This is a genomic window from Rhodopirellula sp. UBA1907 (assembly GCF_002337565.1).
GTDB lineage: Bacteria > Planctomycetota > Planctomycetia > Pirellulales > Pirellulaceae > Rhodopirellula > Rhodopirellula europaea.
In genome coordinates this window covers 108,256-127,988 of sequence record NZ_DDGH01000013.1, presented here as the reverse complement: position 1 = coordinate 127,988, position 19,733 = coordinate 108,256, and the positions used below count along the sequence as shown (strand labels likewise).

11 protein-coding genes are annotated in these 19,733 nt (G+C 56.5%); 5 read left to right on the top strand and 6 right to left on the bottom strand.

What is annotated here, in order from left to right; all coding sequences use genetic code 11:
• Window positions 1-257 precede the first annotated feature (257 nt).
• On the bottom strand, window positions 258-3,446 hold the full coding sequence (locus B2R17_RS03510; protein WP_286762868.1) for a type II secretion system protein GspD: 3,189 nt from the start codon (window positions 3,444-3,446) through the stop codon (window positions 258-260).
• A gap of 362 nt (window positions 3,447-3,808) precedes the next feature.
• Here B2R17_RS03510 and B2R17_RS03505 point away from each other — a divergent pair, with 362 nt between their 5' ends.
• Complete coding sequence (locus tag B2R17_RS03505) at window positions 3,809-5,503, top strand: ATP-dependent DNA ligase (protein ID WP_286762867.1); 1,695 nt, start codon at window positions 3,809-3,811, stop codon at window positions 5,501-5,503.
• Window positions 5,504-5,639: 136 nt separating this feature from the next.
• Here B2R17_RS03505 and B2R17_RS03500 read toward each other — a convergent pair whose 3' ends face one another.
• Window positions 5,640-6,698: a sugar phosphate isomerase/epimerase family protein gene (locus tag B2R17_RS03500; protein ID WP_286762866.1), complete on the bottom strand. Its 1,059-nt coding sequence runs from the start codon at window positions 6,696-6,698 to the stop codon at window positions 5,640-5,642.
• Window positions 6,699-6,909: 211 nt separating this feature from the next.
• Between B2R17_RS03500 and B2R17_RS03495 the strand changes: the two genes are divergently transcribed.
• Window positions 6,910-9,405: a ligase-associated DNA damage response DEXH box helicase gene (locus tag B2R17_RS03495; protein ID WP_286762865.1), complete on the top strand. Its 2,496-nt coding sequence runs from the start codon at window positions 6,910-6,912 to the stop codon at window positions 9,403-9,405.
• A gap of 120 nt (window positions 9,406-9,525) precedes the next feature.
• Complete coding sequence (locus tag B2R17_RS03490) at window positions 9,526-11,250, top strand: glutamine--tRNA ligase/YqeY domain fusion protein (protein ID WP_339887269.1); 1,725 nt, start codon at window positions 9,526-9,528, stop codon at window positions 11,248-11,250.
• 171 nt (window positions 11,251-11,421) lie between these two features.
• Here the strand turns inward: B2R17_RS03490 and B2R17_RS03485 are convergent, their stop codons facing one another.
• The 4 genes from B2R17_RS03485 to B2R17_RS03470 all read right to left on the bottom strand — a co-directional run bounded on the left by B2R17_RS03485 (window position 11,422) and on the right by B2R17_RS03470 (window position 16,024).
• Window positions 11,422-12,954, bottom strand: a complete 1,533-nt coding sequence (locus B2R17_RS03485) for a carboxypeptidase M32 (RefSeq protein WP_286762863.1) — start codon at window positions 12,952-12,954, stop codon at window positions 11,422-11,424.
• Window positions 12,955-13,063: 109 nt separating this feature from the next.
• Window positions 13,064-14,254, bottom strand: a complete 1,191-nt coding sequence (locus B2R17_RS03480; RefSeq protein ID WP_037250647.1) for a DUF1559 domain-containing protein — start codon at window positions 14,252-14,254, stop codon at window positions 13,064-13,066.
• A gap of 102 nt (window positions 14,255-14,356) precedes the next feature.
• Window positions 14,357-14,518: a hypothetical protein gene (locus B2R17_RS03475; RefSeq protein ID WP_158230950.1), complete on the bottom strand. Its 162-nt coding sequence runs from the start codon at window positions 14,516-14,518 to the stop codon at window positions 14,357-14,359.
• Between the two features lie 363 nt (window positions 14,519-14,881).
• Window positions 14,882-16,024: a hypothetical protein gene (locus B2R17_RS03470; RefSeq protein WP_286762862.1), complete on the bottom strand. Its 1,143-nt coding sequence runs from the start codon at window positions 16,022-16,024 to the stop codon at window positions 14,882-14,884.
• A gap of 688 nt (window positions 16,025-16,712) precedes the next feature.
• Between B2R17_RS03470 and hisD the strand changes: the two genes are divergently transcribed.
• Both hisD and B2R17_RS03460 read left to right on the top strand, forming a co-directional pair.
• On the top strand, window positions 16,713-18,077 hold the full coding sequence (gene hisD, locus B2R17_RS03465; RefSeq protein ID WP_286762861.1) for a histidinol dehydrogenase: 1,365 nt from the start codon (window positions 16,713-16,715) through the stop codon (window positions 18,075-18,077).
• A gap of 201 nt (window positions 18,078-18,278) precedes the next feature.
• A complete protein-coding gene (locus B2R17_RS03460) occupies window positions 18,279-19,538 on the top strand; it encodes a beta-ketoacyl-[acyl-carrier-protein] synthase family protein (RefSeq protein WP_007325817.1) in 1,260 nt (419 codons plus the stop codon).
• The last annotated feature ends 195 nt before the right edge of the window (window positions 19,539-19,733 follow it).

Genomic DNA, 19,733 nt, shown 5'->3' with positions numbered 1-19,733 from the left:
GTCGCTCGACCTAGTATATCGCTCTCCCCAAACTCTGTTTCGGGAGAGGTACTCCGTGTGTGAATCCGCCGAAAAGCGGCACTTTGAAACCGCGCGACCTCCCTGCCTAAGAGCTCTGCCCGCGCACGAAAAAACGGCCGTCGCAGGTTCCGAAGAACTCGCGACGACCGTTGATGTGTTGAAGGAAAAGACCCCGGTTCACCGACCTCGAAGGCGGAAGGACGCCTCCGAGCGACCGATGCGGGGTTTCTTCGCGATCAGCGTCCCGGATCGAATCCGGTTTGAGCGATCTCTTCTTCTTCTTGGATGATGATTCGTGGTGTGACCATCATCATCAAACTTCGTGACTCACGACCGACCGCGGTGTTGCGGAACAATCGGCTGACGTATGGAATCTTGCTGAGGAACGGCACGCCACGTTCGTTGCGGCCTTCGCTCATTCGTTTGATCCCACCCAGAAGAATCGTACCGCCATCGGGAACACTCACGGTCGTGTTGACTGTGGTGAAGGCGAACGTCGGTTGTTGAACCGTCGTGCCTTGCGTGACGCTTTCTTCTTCTTGCTCGTCCTCTTCATCGATCACGCCGTCACCGTTGGTGTCAACGTTGCGATTCGAAGTGTTGCGAGTCGTCGAGTTGCCTTGGAACGTGAACTCGTTCACTTCGCCGATTTGGCTGAAGGTTGGAATCAACGTCAAACGAACGAATCGTTTGTCTTCACTGACAACACCTTGCACGTTCAGTCGTGTGCCTTCGTCGAGAACAACGATGACGGGCTGTTGTGCGACGGCGAAGTCACCGACGACGGGAACAATACTGGTCACGAAAGGACGTGAAGTCTGGTCTTGGATCGAAGCGATCTGACCATCGAACAACGTTACCTTCGGAGCCTGCATCACGTTTGTGCGACTGTCGCCCTGAGCGGCTTGCAGGAAGAAGTACGCTTCGATGTCACTGAGGATGGCGAACCCGAGCGTCGAGATCGCACCCGCATCGGGAGCACCGAATGGCACCGTGGCACCACTGTTTTGGTCCAATCGAATGTCGAGGTCGGCAGTCGGAGTTCCGTCGCCGTCCAGACCAATCGTGACTTCTGGTCCGCTGTCATCGCCTGGCAAACCAGGAGCGTTGTCATCGAACTGCAAGTCAAAGTCGATTCCGATTTGTTCGAAGAACGTGTCGGACAACGTGATGAAGCGAACTTCGATCGTGATTTGCAAGTTCTGCAGACGACGAAGCGACTCCAACAAGTCAACGATTTGATCGTGCACATCACTTGTGGTGCTGACGACCAGCGACAAGTTTTGTGGATACGGTGCCATCGTGCCGACGCCACCGAGTTGTTCCCACGACTCAGGTTCAATCGTTGTTTGAATCAATTGCATCAGTTGGCTGAAGTCAGCCATCGACTGACCACCCAAACCGCCGAGGTTGCTGGGCGAACCCAAACCGCCGGCCGAGGCGAAGCTGCCGCCGGTGTTGTACTGGCCCAGCATATTGGGGCTCATCGATGCCGCATTGTTGTTGCCGGCAAAACCGCCCAATCCCGATGCCGAGACGGGCACGACTTGAACATCAGTTTGAGGGTTGATCATTTGGTAGGCGTTTCGCAACGCACCACGCAAACCATCATCGTAACCAGTGACAAAGTTCGGAATCGGTGTGACCAAGTCAGCGACCCGATAAGTGCGACGTTCCACCATCGTTCGGCGAGCGTCCTTGCTGGTCACGTTCAACACTTCGTTGTCGATGACGTGCGTCAGGTCGAGGTCGCCAAGAATGATGTTCAGAGCACTTCGCAACGAAATGCGAGTCGAGATGTTCTGCGAAACCGGAGTCTCGCGGTTCAAACGAATCGCAGCCAAGGCTCGGTTGTCGATCACGATCGGCACACCGGTCATGTTCGACAAATCATCCAGGACTTCGCCCAGCGGACGATCGCGGTATTTGACTTCGACTTCGGTTTCGAGTTTTCGCTTGATCTGTTGTTCGGCTGGCGTCAGGTTCGATTCGGCACCTTGGGCCAACCGACGACGCGACAGTTCTTCCCAGGAACGAATTTCAGGGAACTCGAACGGACGGTCGGGATTCAGTGGCACGGAAGCTCGGTCGATGGACAACATTTCACGGTTGAAGTTGTCCTCCTTGTCCGCACTGATCTCTTCATTCATTTGAAGACGAACGCCCATGCGGCTGCTGCTAAACATGCTTTGGGCGATCGGCGAACCTGGCTTCAGCTCACCGACTTGTTTGGCGATCACTTCGGCTTCGTGGAAGCGACGATCGTCCATTAGGTCGTTGAAGGTCTCGACCAGCGATGAGATTTCATCGTCGATACGAGCTTCTTTGGCGGCTTCGGTTGCCATTTCAGAACGAACGGCTTGGTTGGCCAAATTCAATTGGATTTCAGCACGATGCTGTTCGACGTATGTCTTTTGATCCGACAAAGCTCGGTCGACCATGGCCGCCAGCGATGCCTTGGACGCTTCATCGATGCTGGCACCTTCGACACGACGACGAAGTCGTTCGAGGTCGTCGACAGCCTCCATTGGAGTTTCGGTGCGTTTCTCATTTGCCTTCGACAATTCCGTCGTGATCTCGCGATACAGGCGACGAGTTTGTTGTTGGGCTTCGAGGTCCGCTTTATCCATCGCCGACAGGGGTTGGCCTGCGGTTGCCGAAGGCAAACGCGACGGTTGCAACAAGGTCAATTTGTCTTGCAACGCACGGCGAGTTTGCGTGTCGAGTTCGGACTCAAACGTCCAGGCTTTCACGAATGCTTGGCGTGCCTCGGTCTTCTTTCCTTGCGACAACAAGTCCATTCCTTCACGGAACAAACGGTCGCCTTCGGAATTGCCAAGCGGCAGTGCAGCTTGGACCTGAGCAATGCCACCAGGTGTTGGGCTTGCGCCGCCGGCCTGTTGCACCATGGAAGGAGCACCCGCAGCGGCGTTGCCACTGGTTTGCATAGTTGGGTTGGCTGCCTGTTTGACCAATGCCTCCAAATCCACGCCAGTCCGACGAGCGGCGGCTTGGGTATCGAGAAGCAATTGCCACGGACGAGCGTCGCCGGCTTGGAATTCATGCTCTTTCAATCCAAAGGATTGTGCCTGTTTGGCGAACAAGTGAGCGTCTTTGACATTGCCTTTGTCGAGCGCGGCACGTCCGGCGGCAACCAATCGCAACGTTTCCGTGCGACGGACAGCCAACGGCAACGAAGCAGGCGTTTCTTTCGAAGTCGCGGCTACTTTCGCGGTCGAGTCGGTTGGTGGCAATGTGAACTGGGCCGATGCATTCGGGACTGCGACAGCGGTCGATAGCAACGAAGCAATGGACAGCGACACCAATGGTCGGGTGACCTTGTGTCGCCATTGAGTTTCCAGCGTCGACATCAACGTCTCCTTAGCAGAGGCCGCTTTGACAGGGGCATCGGTCATCGCGGTCATCGAATGACCCAATTCATCCTTGGTCTGTCCCTCAGGACATGACCGGTTCCGCCTTAGCGGATGATACGAGCGGTTCAACGCGACTCTCCTTCTTCGCGTGAGACATGAAATCCATAAAGTGCAGGAAAGCTCTCGCCCAGACTCACCATGGGTGGACTGGTTGTCGGCCGTGAACACCGGAGTGTTCCGCGTTTCGAACTGGTCTCCTCGGTAGAATCCCATCGTCGTGACGGAATAAACCCAATGAGTCAGCACGAAAACCTTCCTAGCGAGGTTGGCAATACGAATTGCGGACAACCAGTGTCAACACGGCTTTGAGTGAACAAATCGAATTTTTGTCAACCTGAAAACGCGATCCTCGCATGAAACTCTTTGCCGAACTCTTCCAGCGACTGGATCAGACGACGAAGACCAACGAAAAGGTCGCCGCGATCGCCCAGTACATGTCCGCCGCATCCCCCGAAGATGCCGCCTGGGCCATCGCTTCGCTGAGCGGTCGTCGCGTAAAACGCTTGGTTTCCACGGGGTTACTGCGACGTTTGGCGGCGGAGTCGGCCGGGATTCCGGATTGGTTGTTCGAGGAGTCCTACGATTCAGTCGGAGACTTGGCCGAAACGATCTCACTGCTGGTCCCGGCAGGAAACTCATCGGATGCGGATTTCCGAAGTTTGTCGGATTGGATGCAAAATGACGTGCTTCCGCTGGCCCGCATGGACGAATCCGAGCAATCGGACGCCGTGCGACAAATGTGGGCTCAAACCGAGGGCACTTCGCGATTGATTCTGATGAAACTAATCACCGGATCATTTCGCGTCGGTGTGAGCTCGCGGTTGGTCGCTCGCGGGATCGCTGAGTCCAACGGGTTGCCGGCCGATGTGATCGCTCACCGGTTGATGGGCGATTGGGATCCGACGCCTGAATTCATCGAGCGGCTGCATTCGACGGATTTGAACGACGCCACCCACAGCCGGCCGTATCCGTTTTGTCTGGCTCACGCTTTGGCGGACGATGCCAACGCGGAAGGCGACGGCCCCGATTGGCAAATACTCGGCGACCCTTCGGAATATCAATCCGAATGGAAATGGGATGGCATCCGAGGCCAAGTGATCCGCCGTGCGGGGCGAACGTATATCTGGTCTCGTGGCGAAGACCTGATGGTCAATCGATGGCCCGAGATTGAACGTGCGGCGGAGTTTTTGCCGGATGGAACCGTGATCGATGGTGAGATCCTGGCCAGCCGTCTCATCTCACCGGCTTCGGATGATTCCAAGCAGGCAATTGAGGTGCTTCCCTTCGCCCAATTGCAACGCCGGATCGGACGCAAAACGGTCGGCAAGAAGTTGCTGGCCGAAGTGCCCGTCATGTTCCACGCGTTTGATTGTTTGGAACTGGATGGCAATGACCTACGAGCGAAACCATTGGCGGAGCGTCGTGACGCGTTGCTGAAGATGCTGAGCATCCATCAACCACCCAGCGTCGTTTGGAACGAACCGTTGTCGTTTGAGTCTTGGGATGACCTCGCCGCGATTCGTTCGACTAGTCGTGATGTCTTGGCCGAAGGTGTGATGATCAAGCGTTTGGACGCCCCGTACAGCGTCGGTCGCGTTCGCGGTGTTTGGTGGAAATGGAAGCTCGCGCCGCACACGGTGGATGCGGTTTTGATTTATGCGCAACGAGGCCATGGCAAACGAGCAAGCTTGTACACGGACTACACATTCGCGGTCTGGGACGAAGACAAACTGGTGCCATTCGCGAAAGCCTACAGCGGTTTGACCGACGCCGAAATTCGCAAGGTCGACCGGTTTGTGCGCGACAACACTTCCGAACGCTTCGGGCCGGTTCGAAGCGTCAAACCCGAGTTGGTGATGGAGCTGGCGTTTGAAGGATTGCAACGAAGCACGCGGCACAAATCAGGCATCGCGACTCGGTTTCCTCGCATTGTTCGCTGGCGAACCGACAAGCAACCGGCCGACGCTGATCGCTTGGCTGATTTGATCGCGATGTTGCCAGAGGCGGAGTCGAAGGTGATTGCGAGTGGTTCGGAGGGAGGGGATTGAGCTGGGTGGGGGGTGCCGATCGAACGGCGTCGATCGGTTACAGGATGCCGACCGAGCGGCGTCGGTCGGTTACGGCATTTCGACCGAATGGGGGCGGTCGGTTACAGGATTGCGATCAAGCGGCGTCGATCGATGCTCAGGTTAGTCGCGGTTGTTCTTTGCCGAGCATGCGATCGAGTGAATCCGACGTTTGATAGATCAACGCTTCGGGGAAGTGGGCGTAGGGGTGGAAGTATTCAAACGTGAGGTAGCCGTCGTAGCCAATCGCGTCGAAAGCTTCCAAGACGGCGGGCCAGTTCGTGGTGCCGTCGAGCAATGGCCGGAATGCCTCGAGCGAATGGTCCGTTCCCTTTTTGGTGTACTCCTTCAAGTGAACGTTTTGGATGCGGTCACCCAAGATCGGAATCCAGTGCTCAGGGAATTGGTATTCCATGATGTTGCCCGTGTCGAAATGCACTCGCACGTGTTCGCTTTGGAAACTGTCCACGAAGTCAGCCATCTCCATCGGTGACATCAGGAAGCCATTGAAGAAGATGTTCTCCATGTTCAGTTTGACGTTCAACTTCTCGGCTTGAGGAAGCAACTTTCCGATCGCTTCACGAGCCCGTTGGTCGCAAACGTCGTTGGGCGTCGGGTCGTGATCTTCTCGCCATGGCATGTGAACCGCACCGGGCACGACCAGCAAGTTCTCCGTCCCCAAATCATGAGCCGCTTGCGTCATTTTGCCCGCCAGTTCCATTCCGCGAGCACGCTCGGCAGGATCGTTGCTGGTCAGCGGGTAGGGCCAAAACAGGAACGAACAAACTCCACTGATTGCGATGCCGATTTCGTCGGCCATCTTGCGAATCTCGGTGAACTCTTTGGTGCCCGACTTCGGCGACAAATCACTGTCGAGGTCGTAGTTCAGTTCGATCCCGTCGAAGCCAGCGTCCTTGGCCAGTTGCAAGCATTCCTTCAGCGACATCTTGTCGGGGTAGGGGAACGCCCAAAGATTGATCGACTTTTTGAACTTGTACTTCGGTTGCGTTTGGTTGGGCGAAGCCGCGGTGGCAACCGTCGCGGCTTGAGAGGATCCCGCTGCAATCGCGGCACCGCCAAACGCGGCGTAGCTCAACCATTGCCGACGATCGACGGATGATTTGGAAGCGGACGATGGAGAGGCTGACAGTGGGTGAGACTTCGGGTGGGATTTCACGAGGTGGGCTCCTTGGTCAACATGGAGGACGACAGCATTCGGGGAGATCGAAAGGTGGAACCAGCCTAACCGAACCGCGTCCAACCGTTGTGGATGACGGCCGAAATCGTTCTGTCCCCACCGGCTGATTGAACTGGCTTCATGGTTGACCCCGCTCAACACTGATCCTTGACTCCTCCGCATTTCACATTCTTTTCGTCTCGCACGCTCCATGCCCGCATCCGCTTCCAAGACCGAACGTATCCAGCCAAGGGCGTTGGTGGATCGGTTCTTTGAAGTTCGCGATTCCAAACCGTTTCTGTTCCAACGATCGACCTGGAAGGCTTACTTGGACGGCAAAAGTGGGCTGGTGCATTCGGCCACGGGAACGGGCAAAACGCTGGCCGTTTGGATGGGGCCGTTGTTGCAGTGGATGAAAGCCAACAAAGACCCCAGCAAATGGAATCCGAAGAGTCCGCCGGGTCTGCAAGTCTTGTGGGTGACTCCGCTGAAGGCTCTCGCGGGTGACACGACCGCGGCGATGCAGGCGGCCATCGACGAGATGAATTTGCCTTGGGATCTGCAGGGGCGAACCGGCGACACCAAAGCCAGCTTGAAGGCCCGGCAAATGAAGCGGTTGCCGACCGCGATGGTCACAACGCCTGAAAGCCTGACGTTGATGCTGACTCACGAGCGATTGCAACCGCAGTTGTCAGAACTGAAGGCGGTGATCGTCGATGAGTGGCATGAGTTGTTGGGAACCAAACGCGGCGTCCAAACCGAGTTGGCTCTCGCGAGGTTGCGACGTCTTTCGCCCGATCTACAAACTTGGGGCGTGTCCGCGACGCTTGGCAATTTGGAGGAAGCCTTGGAATCTTTGGTGGGACCCGCCAACACCGATGATGCGGTCATCATTCACGGCAAGAGCAAGAAGAAGACCAAGCTCTACTCGATTCTGCCGCCGGTCATCGAACGCTTTCCTTGGTCCGGGCACATCGGAACGCGAATGATTCCTGAGGTGGCCAAAGAAGTTGAGCAGGCCAGTTCGTCACTCATCTTTGCTAACACTCGATCTCAGACCGAAATCTGGTATCAAAAACTGTTGGCTCATCGACCCGACTGGGCTGGCCAAATTGCTCTTCATCATGGATCGCTCGACACCAGCGTCCGACAATGGGTGGAGAACGGATTGCGAGAGGGCAGTTTGAAAACGGTGGTCTGCACTAGCAGCTTGGATCTGGGTGTCGACTTCACCGCCGTCGACCTTGTCATCCAAATCGGCAGCCCCAAGGGAGCGGCACGGTTGCTGCAACGAGCCGGTCGCAGCGGCCACCAACCCGGCGCGATCAGCCGGCTCGCGTTTGTGCCGACCAACGCGTTCGAATTGATCGAGCTGGCAGCGGCACAAGATTCCATTCGCGATGGAAAACTCGAGTCACGTCCGTTGATCAAATCCCCGCTGGACGTGTTGACTCAGCACTTGGTCACCATCGCGATCGGTGGCGGGTTTGAACCAAACGAATTGCTCGCCGAAGTGCGACAAACACGAGCGTTTGAATCGCTGTCGGAACAACAGTGGCAATTCGCCATCGACTTTGTCGTCCGCGGAGGCAGCACGCTGGATGCCTATCCCGAATTCAAACGTGTCGAACTGGTCGACGGTCGCTATGTGGTGACTCAGAAACGAGTCATGTCCAACCACCGTATGAACATCGGGACAATCGTCTCGGACGCTTCGATGCGAGTGAAGTTCTTGAAAGGCGGAACGCTGGGAACCGTCGAAGAATCGTTTCTTTCGAAAGTCAGCATCGGCGACAAATTTCTGTTTGCTGGTCGGTTGGTCGAGTTGGTTCGGATCGACAACAGCGAGGCCTACGTCAAACGAGCCAAGGGCGCACCCGATGCGGTGCCGCGGTGGATGGGCGGACGAATGCCGCTGTCCAGCGAGCTTGCCCAAGGCCTGCGGGATAAATTGCAGCAGGCCGCCGAGGGCGACTTTGTTGGGCCTGAGATGAAGCGAATGCGTCCGCTGCTAAAATTGCAAGCGAAGTGGAGTCACGTGCCAGCCGCGAATGAATTGCTGATCGAGTCGATTCGAACGCGAGATGGATATCAGTTGTTCTTTTATCCTTTCGCTGGCCGCTTGGCTCACGAAGGATTGTCCGCGGTGCTGGCACATCGCATGTCGCGAATTGAAAAGATCTCATTCTCGTTTGCCTGCAACGACTATGGGTTTGTGTTGACGTCGCCGAAGCCCGCTCCGCTGAACCAGGCTCTCGATGCCGGACTATTGTCGCCCGATCGACTGGTGGCGGACATCGGCGAATCGCTCAACGCGACCGAGATGAGCCGGCGTGGTTTCCGCGCGATTGCTCGCATCGCTGGATTGATCCAGGGTGGCTATCCCGGTCGTCAAAAGCCCAACAAGCATCTTCAGGCGAGCAGCAATTTGTTCTTCGAAGTGTTCCGTGAATACGACCCGGACAACTTGTTGCTTCACCAATGCAATGAAGAGGTCTTGGAGAACCAACTGAACGCATCGCGAATGGAAGACGCTTTGCGCCGGATTGAGGGCAGCCAAGTCGTCATTCGCGAACCGGAGAAGGTCACTCCGATGGGGTTTGGGTTGCTGGTCGATCGTTTGCGAGAACGTTTGTCGAGCGAAACGCTGGCCGAACGAATCGCTCGCATGCAGGCTCAGCTAGAGAAAGCCGCCACGGCGAAATGAGGTGGCCGCACCGTGCCGGTTCTGCTTCCGTTGCACGTGTCGACGAGGCCAAATCGGGGCGAACATTCTACCCTTTCAACGTTTTGGCAATCGCGTCACAATGCGGCATCTTTTGATCCCTTGTACCGGCGAATCGACGTGAACGCACCCGAACCATCTGACTCGGCCACACCTGAAAAAACGCCGTCCAAACACTTCATTCGCCAAGCGATTGATGCGGATCTGGCGAGTGGACGCTTTGACGGAGTTGCCACGCGATTCCCGCCGGAACCCAATGGCTACCTCCACATCGGACACGCGAAAAGTATTTGCCTGAACTTTGGTCTGGCCAAAGACATGGGCGGCACATGCAACCTGCGATTCGATGACACCAACCCCGTCAAAGAAGACACCGAGTACGTTGAGTCCATCCAAGACGACGTGCGTTGGTTGGGGTTTGAGTGGGACAACTTGCACTTCGCCAGCGACTACTTCGATCAACTTTATGATTGGGCCGAACAACTGGTCAAAGACGGCAAGGCCTACGTATGCGACCTGAACGCCGAAGAGACTCGCGAGTATCGCGGGACGTTGACCGAACCGGGCAAAAATTCACCTCACCGCGATCGCACTCCCGAGGAGAACTTGGAGCTGCTGCGTGCGATGAAGGCGGGCAAGTTCAAGGACGGTGAGAAAACGTTGCGAGCCAAGATCGACATGGCTTCGCCGAACATCAATCTTCGCGATCCGGTGATGTACCGAATCGCTCATGTGCCGCACCATCGCACCGGCGACAAGTGGTGCATCTATCCCATGTATGACTGGGCCCACGGTCAGTCTGATTCACTGGAAAAGATCACGTTCTCGATCTGCACGCTCGAGTTCGAGCACCATCGGCCGCTTTACAATTGGTACTGCGAGAACCTTGGCATTCATCATCCTCGCCAAATCGAGTTCGCTCGTCTGAACATGACTTTCACCGTCATGAGCAAACGGAAACTCTTGCAACTAGTGAAGGAAAACCACGTCACCGGTTGGGACGATCCTCGAATGCCGACCTTGGTTGGTTTGCGTCGTCGTGGTTACACGCCCGAGTCCATTCGTGCGTTCTGCGCCGACATCGGTGTGGCCAAGTTCAATAGCACGATTGATGTCATTCGCTTGGAAAACTCGGTTCGCGAGCACCTGAACTCGGTCGCGTCGCGACGGATGGCGGTTTTGAATCCGATCAAGCTCACCATCACGAACTGGCCCGAGGGCAAGGTCGAGATGATGAACGCGATCAACAACCCCGAAGACGAATCCGCCGGTAGCCGCGAAATTCCATTCAGCGGTGAGTTGTACATCGAGACCGAAGATTTTCGCGAAGAGGCTCCTCGCAAATTCTTCCGTTTGAAGAAGGGCGGTTCGGTTCGTTTGCGTTCTGGCTACATCGTGGATTGTCACGACGTGGTGAAGGACGACGATGGGAATGTCACCGAAGTCTTGTGCACCTACGATCCGGAAACCAAGAGCGGCGAAGACACCTCCGGTCGCAAAGTCAAAGGTACGATCCACTGGGTCAGTCGCGAACACGCTAAGAAAGTGACCGTTCGCAATTACGACCGTCTGTTCAAGGTCGAAAACCCGGATGCGTCCTCGGATACGGGATCGTTCCTGGATCACTTGAACCCAGACTCGCTGACAACACTAACCGCCCACGTGGAACCAGCATTGGCGGAGGCCGCAGTGGGTGATCGCGTGCAGTTCGAACGACTCGGGTATTACGTCGTCGATCCCGATTCGACCGATGGCGAGCTCGTTTTCAATCGCATCGTCCCGTTACGTGATACTTGGGGCAAGATCGAAGCGAAGGGGAAGAAGTAGCTCGCCAGGAATTCTCTGTAGCCGAATTCGCCAGAATTCGGAAGCATGTTCGCCGTAGCCGGATTCACCAGGGTTCGGAATCGTTTGCATAGCGGACAGGCGCCGAGATTGCTCGGTGCCTGTTGAGTGATCGTTCAGTGGGGATCACAGGCTGGAAGCCTATGCCACTCTTTAGGCGAGGTCGTAGACTTGGCTGTAGCGGGTTCGCAGGCTTTGGATCAGCGGTTCGGCGGAGAGCGGTTTGCCGCTGGCTTGTTCGACCAGTTCATCCGCGGTTCGCGTTCGTCCGAGCTGATGAACGTTCTTGACCAACCATTCTCGTAGCGGTGCAAAGTTACCTTCCCGAACCATTGCATCAATGTCTCCGAGTGATTCTTTGGCAGCATCGTACAACTGTGCCGCGGCCAAATTCCCGAGCGTGTATGTCGGGAAGTACCCGATCAGGCCCGCGCTCCAGTGAACGTCTTGCAGCACGCCATCGGCGGCCGACGGTGGGCGAACCCCGATGACTTGTTCGTAAGCATCCGCCCATGCGACCGGCAAATCATCCGTCGATAGCTCGCCGCTGATCAGCGCTTGTTCCAATTCAAATCGTACGATGATGTGCAGGTTGTAAGTCGCCTCGTCGGCTTCGACGCGAATCAGCGATGGCGAGACTGAATTGAAGCAGCGATGCAGTTCCGCAGCGGTGGCATTGCCCAATTGCGCCGGGAAGTGTTGTTGGATCTGTGGGGTGAAGTGTTCCCAGAACGGCAGCGTTCGGCCGACGAGGTTTTCCCACATTCGTGATTGTGACTCGTGGATTCCCAACGACGCGTAGCTTCCCGGTGGCAATCCGAACCAGTCGTCTCGCATGCCTTGTTCGTACAGTCCGTGGCCAGCCTCATGCAGCGTTCCAAAGATGCTGGTCGGAAGAAAATTGGGTTCGTAGCGAGTCAAGATGCGGCAGTCGGAGGGACCGATCGTTGTGCAAAATGGATGCGAAGTCTCATCCAGCCGACCTCGGTTGAAGTCAAAGCCGATCGCTTCGGCGAGCACGTGCGAGAACGCTCGTTGTGCTTCGATTGGAAATTCTTGCGTGATCAGCGACGTGTCGACTTGTCGAGGTGAGTCTTTGATCTCGCTGATCAATGCCACCAGTTCGGTTCGCAAGTCGGCAAAGGTTTTCGTGAGAGCGGCCGCCTTCGCACCTGGTTCGAATTCGTCCAGCAAGGCTTCGTAGACCGTTTGGTCATCGGTCTTCAGAAGCTCGCCCGTTTCCCGTTTGAGCGAAAGCATTTCGTCCAGCACGGGCTGGAACATCGAGTAGTCGTCCGCTTTGCGAGCGGCGTCCCATTGGCCTTGGCCGCGAACGCAACATGATGCGGTGCGTTGGACCAGGTCGCTGGGCAGTTTGCATTGCCGGCGGTAATCATCAGCGAGGCACTTGAGCGTCGCTCCGATGTCACTGTGCGGATCGGATGCTGCGTCCCAGTCCGCAAGCGAAGCGAGTTGCTCTTCGATGACCGGGGCCGTTTGCAGGGTGTGCACCAACCCGCGCAGGTGAGCAACTTGTTCGGCGCGGTACTCCGCACCCCCGCGTGGCATTCCGGTGCGTTCATCCCATTCCAGCAAATCCGCTGTGGTGGAGAGCTTTGCCGCATCACGAAAGGTTTGGCAAAGGGCATCGAAGGTGGATGCGTGATCGCTTGTCGTCTGGCTCATCAGAATGGTTCCCAAAAAAAATCCCCGGCACAAATGAATGTGCCGGGGACGTTGTCATGTTCGCTGACGTTTGGCAAGCCGACGTCAACGAGTTCGTGGTTGCATCAACCTAGAAGATATCACTGGTATCAATCGTCTCTTTGGATGCACGTGTACCGAGAGCACCCCAGACGCCATAAACGCTTTGGGCACCATTGATCATCGGCGCCGATTGTTGGTTGCCCGCATCGATGCTGTCGGTGATGAACTTGACGGCACCGTCGCCTAGCAAGACGTGAGCACCACCTTGGTGCCGGCTACTGCACGACGAGATGCCTTGGCTGGCGTCGTCAGCCGAAAAGCAGTTCAGCGAGTTTGGCGGCTTGATGGTTTGGAACGAGGTGTACTGGATTCGACCGTCGGCCCAGCGTCCACCACGAATTTGGTTCCCGCCGCCCAAGTTGCCGGGCAGATCAGCATCGGGGAGCCAGAACTGAGGACGGGCCGGATCAACTCCGGGATCACAAAATGCTGGGTTGGTGATGACGTCTGTCCCCGCGTTCAATTGAAACTCAGCGATCAATTCGCGAGCACCGATTGTCGTCGCCACTTCACCCATGGCGATTGTGTTGGACAATCCGTCAAGGCAGTCTCGGAATTTCAATTGATGCCGTGCCCAGAACATCCCTCGGTTTCGAGCTCGAGCCAGGGCTGCCCAGTTGGTGTTGTTTCCGGTCGCGCGGCCTTTGATGCCAGCTTGCCCGGTGGCGATACCGCCATCTTCGTAGTTGCCGCGTTCGTTGCGACCACCTGAGTGAACCAGTTCAATCGCATCGCCAAGGCAAAAAGCAAAGTTGGATCGGCCGAGTGCTGGCAGTCCCACGCCTGGGTCGCTGGGGCAGCGAAGGGTGGGGATGTTCGTCATCCAAGGTGGAAAGTCTGTCCGCCAAGGTCCTGGGTTAATCAGCATGCCTCCGCCAGGAGTTTGGTAAGGGTTGCTGACAACGTCCCAGATCGCTTGTTGTTCCATGAACGGCGTCAATCCGACCAGGCCGCTCAGATACAAGCGTTGCGTCAATGCGGAGTTGGTCGTGGTCGTGTAATTCGCTCCCGTCATCTGCTGCGGCAACGTATTGAATGCCGAGTGATAGTTGTGGACCGCAAGTCCCATCTGTTTGAAGTTGTTGCTGCAACTCATTCGGCGCGCCGCCTCGCGAGCGGCCTGGACCGCGGGCAACAGCAGCCCCACCAAAACGCCAATGATGGCGATCACCACCAGGAGCTCCACCAGCGTGAAGGCTCCTCTTTTCTTACTACTCATGGGGAAAATTCTCTAAAGACATCGAGAAAGCTGATGAAATTGCCAGGTACGCCTCAAGCAATCAGCAGCCGAGAAAAAGGAGGGATGGATCGGTTGCGATCGCTACTGGTCCATCTGTTCGAGGTAGGCCTGTTGTTCGGCCTCTTGTTCAGGAGTCATTTGGTTGGGGTCAGCCACCGTCTGCGAAGTGCTGGATGGACAGCCTGTAATCGCTAATGAAACCGCTACCAGAATCAGAGCTGAAAGTCGCGGAAGAGTACTCATGTAGAAAAACCACCATTCGGAAGAGTGAGGAGCGATCGCGAACGCAAGAAGGTGGTCCTTCCCGCTATTTAGAGATAAGGGAAGGTACTCTCACGTTGCTTTTGGCTCAAAGTTACAGCCTTTCGGCGCATTGGCAAGAGAATTTTTGACCCGGATGGTCGTCTTGTTTTACCTAGCGAGCTCGGCGAAGACGCCTCGGTCTGGGTTTGAAAAGATCCGCCGGCGAACTTGGGGGCCGCCATCCGATTGAGAATAAATCTAAGAATCGGGTTTGTTTGGTGTTTGCGAGACTTGAACTAGGCCTCGAGTGACATTTTCTGGCGAGTGATAAGGCCTTGAAGTCTATCGAGTAGACGCCGTTTTTCAGTCCCGGCCGTTTATCGTTGAAAATAGATAAAGGTTGCCAAGTCGCCCTTGTTGCTGGGCGTCAGGGAGCCAACCCTGGAGTTCCTCTCGCTGCGTGGATGACAGGGAACGCGTGAGAAACCAATGCCTTGAATGAGCATTGTTGGTGGATTTTGAAAGGACCGCATTTTTCCATCCTTCCGCCGGCGTTTGAGATCCCAAGGCATGAAGGTTTGCTTCGGAACCCAACGAGTACGGTCCTTTGGCAGGAAACGTCAGATAGTTCGCGAGATCGACGTTTTTGACCTCTCCCACAATGGGCGGTTGCTCGATCAAATAGCCGTCAATCCAGACGTGATGCTCGGTCTGAAGCGTGTTTTCCTTGTCTTTGGGTGTGGTTTCTGCGGCAATCAACCGAAGAGCTTTTCGCCAGTCTTCGCCGCGATGCACCCAGTAGGAGGTCACTCGCGGTAACCAGGGTCGATTTGGTCCAGGCTGACTCCATTCTGGGGTCCAGTAAATCGATCCTTGCGCGAAAAAGACCGTAAATAACGATGTGAAAGCAATTGACGCCGCTAAGATTTCGTAGTGTCTTCGAAGGCTCAGAGCGGCGATCCAGGCACCGAGACTGATGCAGCCGAGCGGCAAACCTGCGATCAGATAGCGCCGATGCCAGATTGGGACCCCAAGAAATTTTGCCAAAAAAAATCCGGAAATCACAGAAATCATCAGGGCACTTAGTGTCAGTGCTGCAAAAGAAGCGGGACGAACGCGGAAAGCGGGGGGGGCAGTTGCAGGCGAAACATCGTCCGACTGCGACTTGGAGCCGGTTCGAAATGGCAGAGTCGCCGAACCGAGCAGGTAGAAGGCAAAGGGAATGAGCGTCCACCCTATCCATGGCCAAATGCTCCAAAGAGCGAAGAGTGATCGAGGGCGGCCAAAAGCTTCCCAGGCATCCCTGTGGTTCCAGATTTCTCGTTGATGATTGGCGATCAGCACGCCAACGATCATCCAACCCGCCAGCCACAGCACGTGCCGAATAGTGCGTCGTTTGAATTCAATGGGGTTTCCGTGGGCGTGAACCAAGTCGCTCACTGACAGTGCGATCACGAGTGGGGCGAGCGTCACCAGGGAAGTGACGTGCATCAAAATCGCAAACAAGACGCTTGCGTGCAGCCCCACCCAGTATCGTGCTCTAGTCCGAGACGCCGACGTCCAGATTCGAGCGGCAAAAAGGATTGCGGCGGTGCTGCCCAGGATGACGGCGGCATACGGCCGAAGTTCAGTCCCAAAGAATGCAGCATTGCGATCAAACGCGAAAAAGAGGCCGGCGATCGTCGCTGCCAGCAGGCTGCCGTGGTAACGCAGGGATCCCCAGGTGATCAGGGCGGCAGAAAGGCTGACACACCAGAGGCTGGTTAGCCGAGCCAGGACTTCCACGGGGTAGCTGGCGAAAGGCTCGGGCCAGGGAATCTGTTGCCAGATCCAAAGGGCCCAGAAGTACAGCGGTTGCTGGTTTCCCATTTTTGCTCGTGGAGCCACATCGCCCCAGCCGTCGGCGACGCACCACGCCGTGTGAAGCTCATCGATCCAATAGCTTTCCGCCAAGAATGGCCATCGAAGCGCGAACGTGAGAGCGAAGACCGCGATTACGCACACCCACTCGATTGCGGTGGTGCGACGTTTATCAGGAAGCGATCTTGCTTCGGCTGTCTTCGGAGCAGGCGTGGAAAAGCGTTTCATGGGCCAAGCCTAGCCCAAGGTTGTTGGCTCGGTAAACTGACCGGCTGGCTTTCGCAGCCCGGTCCACTTCGTCGATCCCTTCCTCGTTCTTTTCCGCATCGTTGCCGTGCCTGAATTTTCAATCCAAACCGTAGACGCTCGCGATCCCTCTTCGAGCGAAGCTGCGGAAACGCTGGCCGCGTTGCGAGAAAAGTTGAGTCCTCGCGGGGACTTGGTGAGTCCGCGTGGTCGCGAGTTGACGTTGAAAGTGTTCGGCAAGGCTCTCTCGCCGATCGAAGTCGTGGAAACCATTTGCAAGGATGTTCAATCGCAAGGCACCGAGGCGTTGCTGCGATACACCAAGGCTCTCGACGGAGCCGAGTTGACGGCCGATTCGCTGCGAGTGCCGGAAGCAGATTTGAAGGCCGCTCACGCCGCGGCGGACCCGAAGCTGATCGAAACCATCGGCCGAATCCGCGACAACATTGCCACGTTCCAGTCCGCGATTTTGCACCAAGATGTCACCATCACGCCGCGTCCGGGAGTCTCGCTGACCCAGCGATATGTGCCGATTCCTCGCGTGGGAATCTGCGTTCCCGGTGGTGCGGCGGCTTATCCCTCAACGGTGATGATGACCGCGATTCCGGCTCAGGTCGCTGGCGTCGATGAGATTGCGGTGGTCGCGCCTCCGACCCCGTTTGGTGCCTACAACACGGACATGCTGGCGACTTGTCATGAGCTGGGGATCAAGGAAGTCTATCGGTGCGGAGGAGCACAGGCTGTCGCCGCGATGGCGTACGGATGCGATGCCTTGCCCGCGGTCGACAAAATCGTCGGCCCCGGCAACTTGTTCGTGGCATTGGCGAAGAAGCACGTTTTCGGCACCGTCGACATCGATTCGTTTGCCGGGCCGAGCGAAGTGATTGTGATCGCCGACGATTCTGCTGATGCTTCGTTTGTTGCGTCGGATTTGTTGGCTCAAGCCGAACATTCGCCCGGATCGGCGATTTTGATCACTTGGGATGAGACGCTGCTGACGAACGTTCAGTCAGAATTGTCACGGCAACTTGGCGAACTGGAGCGTGGCGATTTGGCTCGCGATGCTTTGTCCGATTTCGGAGCTTTGGTGTTGGCTCGCGATGCCGACCATGCTTGCGAATTGACCGACTCGTTCGCGCCGGAGCACTTGCAGATTGAAACTCGCGAACCGGAATCGTTGATCGCGAAAATTCGGCACAGCGGTGCGGCGTTCTTGGGACACCACACCCCGGTCGCACTGGGGGATTACGCCGCGGGACCCAGTCACGTTTTGCCGACGGGTGGCACGTGCCGATGGGCGGCCGGGTTGTCTGCGAACAGCTTTTTGCGGTCCGGCAGTGTGACTCAGTTCGATCAATCGGCTTTGTCGGCAATCGCTCAGGACGTCATCACGGTGGCGGAGAAAGAGGGCCTGACCGCCCACGCTCGCAGCATCTCGATCCGAACGGAATGATCGGCTGAAACGGAAAAGACTGCCCGCTCGAAATGGTCTGAATGATCATCCGGTTTGGCAGACAATCGTGCCGATTTGGCTGGGCTTTTCCCCGCAATTCCGGGGGCGCTTCCGGCATTGCCCGTTGAGGAAACCTGGCCCGATTGCTACGTTTTTGGGTCGCTATCCACGCATCAATCGCCCATTTCGGCCGCAATATCAGTGATCGCCCCCAACCTCGCATCGAAGCTTCCCGACGACCAACGCATTGTCATCACCGGCGTCGGTCTGACGTCGCCAAACGGCAACGACTGGGCCACATTCCGCCAAGCGTTGCTGGAAAAACGCAGCGGTGTGCAGCCGTATGAGATCCGCTACTTCGGTGAGACTTTGGCGGGCGTTTGCGATTTCGATGCGAAGAAGTATCAATCCAAAAAAGACATTCGCCGGGGAACTCGCGCTGGCAGCGTCGGCGTTTACACGGCTCAAGAAGCTGTCGCTCATTCCGGGTTGGATTGGGAAAACGTCGACAAGGATCGAGTCGGGATCTACGTCGGCGTGACTGAACACGGCAACGTCGAGACCGAAAACGAGATCCACGTGATCAAAGGGTTCGACTACGACACGAGTTGTTGGTCGCACCACCACAATCCGCGCACGGTCGCGAACAATCCCGCGGGTGAAATTGCATTGAACATGCAGATTACCGGGCCGCACTACACGATCGGTGCCGCTTGTGCCGCCGGAAACGCTGGCATCATTCAGGGTGCTCAGATGCTGCGGTTGAACGAGTGCGATGTGGCGATCGCGGGCGGAACCAGCGAGAGCATTCATACGTTCGGGATTTTCGCCAGCTTCAATAGTCAGAACGCGTTGGCGACCCACGCCGATCCGACTCTCGCGTCACGGCCGTTCGATCAAAAACGCAACGGCATCGTCGTCGCGGAAGGCGGTTGCTTGTACACGCTGGAGCGACTCAGTGACGCCAAGGCTCGCGGGGCGGAGATCCACGGCGAGTTGGTTGGTTACGCAATGAACACGGACGCGACCGACTTTGTTTTGCCAAACCCAGAACGCCAAGCCCAATGCGTTCAGAAGGCTCTCAAGCGTGCCGGCTTGGAAGCGGACCAGATCGACATCGTCAGCACGCACGCGACGGGAACCAACAGCGGCGACATTCAAGAATGTGCAGCTTTGCGGAGCGTGTTTGGAAAATGCGAGAATGTTCGCATCAACAACACAAAGAGTTACATCGGGCACGCGATGGGAGCCGCTGGGTCTCTGGAGTTGGCTGGTAATTTGATGGCGTTCCGCGATCAAGTCGTCCACCCGACGATCAATGTGGATGAGCTGGATCCCGAGTGCGATCTGCCTGGTTTGGTGCTCAACGAGCCGCAAGAGAAACCTCGCGTGGATTATATCCTGAACAACTCGTTCGGAATGCTCGGCATCAACTCCGTCGTCATCGTCGGCCGAGTTTGATTAAGAAGTCGCTCGCCGCTAGCCAACCGCGAGCAACCTCCAATTCCAAATTTGCACTTTGCAATTGTCACTTTGCAATTGCAGTGCTCGACCCTCCCCTCGCTTCGCTTGACCCTCCCAGTGGGAGGGTGAATCGGAACAAGGCCTTTTGTTCCGTGATCCACTGATCCCCGTGGACCTGTGGACCTGTGGACC

Coding starts and splice junctions, on each gene's coding strand:
- B2R17_RS03495 (WP_286762865.1), top strand. CDS start 6,910: ATGCCCGCATCCGCTTCCAAGACCGAACGTATCCAGCCAAGGGCGTTG.
- B2R17_RS03510 (WP_286762868.1), bottom strand. CDS start 3,446: ATGACCGCGATGACCGATGCCCCTGTCAAAGCGGCCTCTGCTAAGGAG.
- B2R17_RS03475 (WP_158230950.1), bottom strand. CDS start 14,518: ATGAGTACTCTTCCGCGACTTTCAGCTCTGATTCTGGTAGCGGTTTCA.
- B2R17_RS03485 (WP_286762863.1), bottom strand. CDS start 12,954: ATGAGCCAGACGACAAGCGATCACGCATCCACCTTCGATGCCCTTTGC.
- B2R17_RS03480 (WP_037250647.1), bottom strand. CDS start 14,254: ATGAGTAGTAAGAAAAGAGGAGCCTTCACGCTGGTGGAGCTCCTGGTG.
- B2R17_RS03505 (WP_286762867.1), top strand. CDS start 3,809: ATGAAACTCTTTGCCGAACTCTTCCAGCGACTGGATCAGACGACGAAG.